Annotated in this window: 5 protein-coding genes; all 5 read left to right on the forward strand. The window is 39.7% G+C overall.

Going from position 1 to position 5,471, the window contains the following annotated elements; genetic code table 11:
- Positions 1–578: major tail protein (locus BUB45_RS19185; RefSeq protein WP_073013484.1), on the forward strand; the 578-nt coding region annotated here is incomplete at its 5' end.
- Complete coding sequence (locus BUB45_RS20315) at positions 578–1,159, forward strand: hypothetical protein (protein ID WP_073013486.1); 582 nt, start codon at positions 578–580, stop codon at positions 1,157–1,159. The genes BUB45_RS19185 and BUB45_RS20315, both read left to right, overlap by 1 nt.
- A 46-nt stretch (positions 1,160–1,205) precedes the next feature.
- Entirely contained in the window at positions 1,206–1,568 is a 363-nt protein-coding gene (gene gpG / locus BUB45_RS19195) for a phage tail assembly chaperone G (RefSeq protein WP_073013488.1), read from the forward strand.
- A gap of 38 nt (positions 1,569–1,606) precedes the next feature.
- A complete protein-coding gene (gene gpGT / locus BUB45_RS20070; protein WP_170861800.1) occupies positions 1,607–1,753 on the forward strand; it encodes a phage tail assembly chaperone GT in 147 nt (48 codons plus the stop codon).
- A 17-nt stretch (positions 1,754–1,770) separates the two neighbouring features.
- Positions 1,771–5,301 carry a phage tail tape measure protein gene (locus tag BUB45_RS19200; RefSeq protein ID WP_073013490.1) on the forward strand — a complete coding sequence of 1,177 codons (3,531 nt, stop codon included), beginning with the start codon at positions 1,771–1,773 and terminating at the stop codon, positions 5,299–5,301.
- Positions 5,302–5,471: the final 170 nt, after the last annotated feature.

Consider the following 5,471-nt stretch of genomic DNA (forward strand, 5'->3'; position numbering starts at 1 on the left):
ATGAATTTTATTACGGTGCAGTAGGTGATAATGTCATCGCTGATTATGTTGAGAGAGTAAAGTTTTTGCAGACTATTACAGTAGAAATGCCACAAGAGCCGGTTAGAGCTTACGGCGATAATCAAACCGCAGAAATAGCTGTATCTGGTGGAGACGTTTCCGTTACTGCGGGGTTTCATAAAATCCCGATTGAAGATAAAGAGAACTTACTTGGTTGGGAAACTGTTGACGGAGTAACAGCTACAGGTAGCAATGATAATCCACCTTATGTTGCTGTTATCTTTGCCAAAACTTTTGAAGATGGATCTCGTGAGTACGTAGGATTACCTAAAGGCATATTTACTCGCCCATCAGTAACTGGAAACACAAAAGGCGAAGGTGTGGAGTATAGTTCTGAAGAAATCACAGCTCAATTTATGGATCGAAAAGTAGAAGGGTTTATTGAAGAAAAATCAGTGCTTTTTGCTAGAGATGCAAAAGGCGAGACTATAAACCGCGATGCGTTATTTATGAAAGTATTTGGGCAAGCTTATCCAAGTGAAAATGGAACAGAAACTGGCGGAGGTGTAGAAGGATAATGAGTACTTTCGATGCAATTGTAACCCAAGACATACCAGCTAATCGCTTACTATCTATGACAGGTGGTAACGGTGCCCCACATTTATCTATTACTGCAGCAGGAGAATCACCAGACTTTGTGTCTACAGGAGATCTTAAAGAAAGTCAAGCCGTCACCGTAACTATGAGAGATAAGCCAATATGGAATGTAGAAGCGGGGGAGGATTTAACTGCAGGCCAATATGTGGAAGCAGGAGATGGTGGTGTCATTGTCGGATCTGCTGGGGAAGGAATTGGCTACGTAACAGATGCTGTAAAAGCAGGAGAAATAGCCAATTTAGTCAGACAATCTAGTGGCGGATCCGGTGAAAAAGGTGATCCAGGAACCCCGGGTAAGTCAGCATATGAGATCGCTGTTGATAGTGGCTTTACAGGAACCGAGCAAGAGTGGTTAAACTCTTTAAAAGGTCCGAAGGGTGATAAAGGCGATAAAGGCGACAAAGGGAATCCGGGTAAAGACGGCAAAGATGGCTTTGGAACCGAAACTCAATATAACGACATTATAGCAAGAATTGAAGCGCTAGAAGGCGCAGGATCATAAGAGCATGGTTAATACCTTGCTCTTTTTTACTTAGGAGGAATCATATATGGCTAATTTAAAACGAAATCTAATCGAATTAGTTAAAAACCCAGAGGAAGCAATCAAGGGGGAAGAAGTTGAAATTGAAAAGGTATGGACACCTGCTTTTATCCCTTTGCGTGTAGCAAGAGACGCCATTCAGCTAATTGTGGATTTGGAGAACGACACAAAAATGTCTGAGTCCAATAAGTTTGATAAACTGGCGGACTTTGTAGCAAATGAGATTTTCGTTGGTAAGTTTAGCAAGGATGACTTGTACAATCGATTACATGCTCCTGATGGTAAAGCAGCACTATATGATCAAGTTATTTTTGTGGCTCAAGGACAGCAGTCGGATGACACAAAAAACTTTCTGGCGCAGAAAAGTTAAGCGATGAGGACTTTTCTTTTGCGCATCAAGCAGATTTTATGGATAAACTCATCGCTGACTTAGTGGCTAATGGTAAAGACATCAACGAGGTGCTAGACATGCCTATCCACTTTATTGGTCAAATAATGCGAGATAAAAATAAACCTAAAAAAGAAAAATCTCTTATTGCGGCATTCGGTGGATAGAAGGGAGGTAAATTGCTATGGCAGAACGTCTTGAAGGCTTGTCCATAGGCCTTGACCTAGAAACAATAAAGGTAAGTAGTGGCTTGCAGGATTTGAAGTCCAAATTGACAACTGTAAACAGCGAAATGAAAGCAAACATGTCTGCTTTTGATCGTGGTGAACAGTCTATTACAAAATACGAAACGCGTATTAAAGGATTAAACAAGAAGCTAGAAGTTCAAAAAGCTGTTACAGATAGAGCTTACAAATCTTATACAAAAATGGTCAAGGAACATGGAGAGGGATCTAAGCAGGCTGAAAAAGCCGCAAAGGAATATAACAATCAATCGGCAGCATTAAAAAACTTGGAGCGCTACGTCAATCGCACTAAAGACGAGATGGCCAAGTTTAAAGAGCAACAACGTATTGCCAACTCCAACTGGACAAAAATGGGCAATAAGTTAGAAACGGTTGGATCTGGTTTTGATAAAGCAGGAGATAAAATGTCTAGTTTTGGCCAAACTCTATCCACCAGTGTAACAGCGCCTATTGTTGGTTTTGGTACATTAGCTGTAGAATCAACTAGAGAGTTAAGGCAAGACATGGCACGCCTCGAAACTAACGCCAAGCAAGCAGGAACAGGTGTTGATGTGATGGAGAAATCCATGCGTGACCTTAATGCGATTACTGGCGAGACGGATTCCAATGTCGAAGCACTTTCCAACTTGATGGCCACAGGAATGAGCGATAATCAACTATTACAAGCTGTAGATGATTTATCTGGTGCAGTGATTAAGTTTCCAGATACCCTTAAAATTGAAGGTTTAGCTGACGGGTTGCAAGAGACGTTAGCGACTGGCAAGGCTATTGGTCCATTTGCGGAATTATTAGAGCGTATGGGCGTAGATCTCGAAACTTTTGACGAAGGCTTAGCAGAAGCTACGGAGAGCGGAGATGCTCTTAATTACGTTTTGGATGAATTGAATGATTTAGATTTATCCAAAGTGAATAAAGAGTTTAGAGAAACCAACAAAGAACTCGTTGAAGGTCGAAACGCTCAATATGATTTTATGGATGCATTATCTGAGTTAGGAGAAAAACTTGAGCCTATTGCGGCTAGAGCTACCGCATCCGTTGCAGAAATTATAGATAAATTTAACGAATTAGAGCCGGAAGTCCAGGACAACATTTTAAAATTTGCTGGGTTAACCGCTGCAGCTGGTCCTACATTAGCTATTTTCGGCAAACTAACAACTGGTACTGGTGCATTAATAAAAGGGATGGGGTCACTATCCAAAAAAATTGGTGTTGCTAAAGGTACAGGCGCAGCCGCATCTATTGCGCGTTTGGGTAAAGGTGGCGTTGTTGGACTAGCTATTGCTGGTGTTGCGGCGCTAGGTATTGGCATTTATAAGCTAACCGAAAAATCTAAAGAATCTAAAGAAGTTAATATTGATTTAGCCAAGTCATTAAGCGATCAAGCTACTGACTTAGAAAATAGTGCAGAGACGTTTGACAAATTGTCTAATAAAGCAAAAATAAGCAATGATGAGCTCGCTAGGCTTAACGACTTAAATATCCGTATATCTAAATCCAGTAATCCTGGAGAGATAGCTGAGTTACAAAAGCAGTATGATTATCTTGCTAAAAAGTCAGGACTCTCAAAAGAAGAACTCAAAAAATTGTTTGGTGCTAACAAGAATATTATCAAGCAATCTCCAGATGTGGAGAAATCTATATCAGATCAAGGTAATGCTTTTGCAAAAAATACAGATGAAGTAAAAGAGTATGTGCAATCTCTCTACGAAATGTCAAGGCAGGAATTGTCCGATGAATTAGTTATAGCGGAAGAAAACAAAGGTAAAATCCTTAAAAGCAACAAGGGGCTAAAAGAAGAAATAGCTGAACTTGATAAAAAGTCAAAGGAACTACGAAATCTGGAAGCTATGAGCGAAAAAGAAAGAAATGACACTCTCCGCGAACGCCACTCTGAAATAAAGCAACAGCAACTTTTGCACAGAGGAGACCAGGAGAAGTTAAATGAGTTAAAAAGAGAAGAAGAAATCATAGTGGGTTACATCAAGGATGGTATTGGTCAAGGGTTAGAAGCAATCAAAGGACAAAGAGATGCTCTAAATGAAAAAATTGTAAAGAATGATGAGGAATTAGAAAAAATAAGAGCTCTCAATATGGAGATGACTAACATTGTCCTCAAACAAGTAGGGATTAACGAAGAAGGGCAAAAAGGATTAGCGCAACTCGATCAATCCATAGTTAAAAACAATGAAGAAATTCTTGCGCTTGAACAGAAGCGCCAGAAAAACGGCGAACTCACAATTGAAGAACAAAAACGTTATGACAAGTTGGTTGCTTCAAATACTAAACAGCAAGAAGCAAAGTTATATATTTTTGAAGAATTGGGTCTCTATAATAACATCAACTCTTTACTAGATACCAAACTCGCTAAGCTATCACAAGAAGAACAACAGGATATAAAAAACCTAGCTAAAAAAGCGGAGATTAAAGTAGAAGAAGGCAACATTGTAAAGCAGATACAAAACAAAAATGACAAGCTCCTAGAAACAAGAAATCAGTTAGTAAAAAACCTAGAAAAAGAAGGGGCTAACAAGCAAGAAATCAGGAACCAAATCTCTGAACTCGATACTAAGATTGGTAAAAACGATGATGTTCTTAAGAAAATCCTCGAAGAAGCAGGGCTGTGGGATCAAGTTAAGAATAAAATAAACCTAGGCTCTAAAGCGATTGATAGGCAAGGCGGGAAAATCGACAATAACAACAAGAAAACCGATAGAGGTATCACACTTGAATATAGACGTACCAAAGAGGCGAGCAAAGATGTTACCAAAAAAGTTGACGTCACAGACATGCGTACTATTTATGACCTTAACAAAAGGGCGATGAAGATGATAGAAAAGCCCGTAAAAGCTGACGATAATGGTTCGATCGCTTCCTTGGATAAAAAAGCAAAATCTCCTATAGATAAGGTCATTAACTTTGTTGCTAAAGGTTTTAAGTGGTGGGCACATGGTACACCGCCAAGCGGACACCCCGGAGGGCATGCGGTTGTTGGTGATGGTAAAGGTGCTAATGCTGGTAGGGAGTTAATACAAGTACCAGGGGGGGCGACATTCTTGTCGCCACCTACAGACACAATAATCCCTAACTTGCCTAAAGGCTCTCATGTATTACCTGCAAGAGAGACTAAACGTATATTAAAGTCAGCACCAAGGTATGCGCAAGGTACTAAAAACTGGCAAAGCCTTGTTGAGCCAAGTAAACTACGAAATAATGAGTTTATGGCTTTGTTGGCTTTAAATGCTAAAGATAGTAAAACAACGGTTGAGGTTCCTGCTCCTAGTGGTAATAAGAGTAAAGACTACACCAAAGACCTACTAGATGCAACATTAGAGCAAAATAATATCTTAATGCAGATACTTGCTAAGGATAATAATGTGTATTTGGATAGCGCACTATTAGGAAGTAGCGTCGAACCTGTAGTAACAGAAATACAAACTATGAATAAAGAAGTGAGGGATAGTTTTGCCTAAAAAATCATTTACTTTTAACGGAGTTAGAAAGCCATGGTTGCATATGACAAGAGGCAGAACTAAACCTCTTTTTACTCCTGTGCAAAGAAATGTATTGACTGTACCTGGAATGCCTGGGGGTCATATAGAATCGAGCCAAATAGAGCCTATATCATTTATCCAACCAATCG

The organism is Virgibacillus chiguensis, assembly GCF_900129865.1.
GTDB lineage: Bacteria > Bacillota > Bacilli > Bacillales > Amphibacillaceae > Virgibacillus > Virgibacillus chiguensis.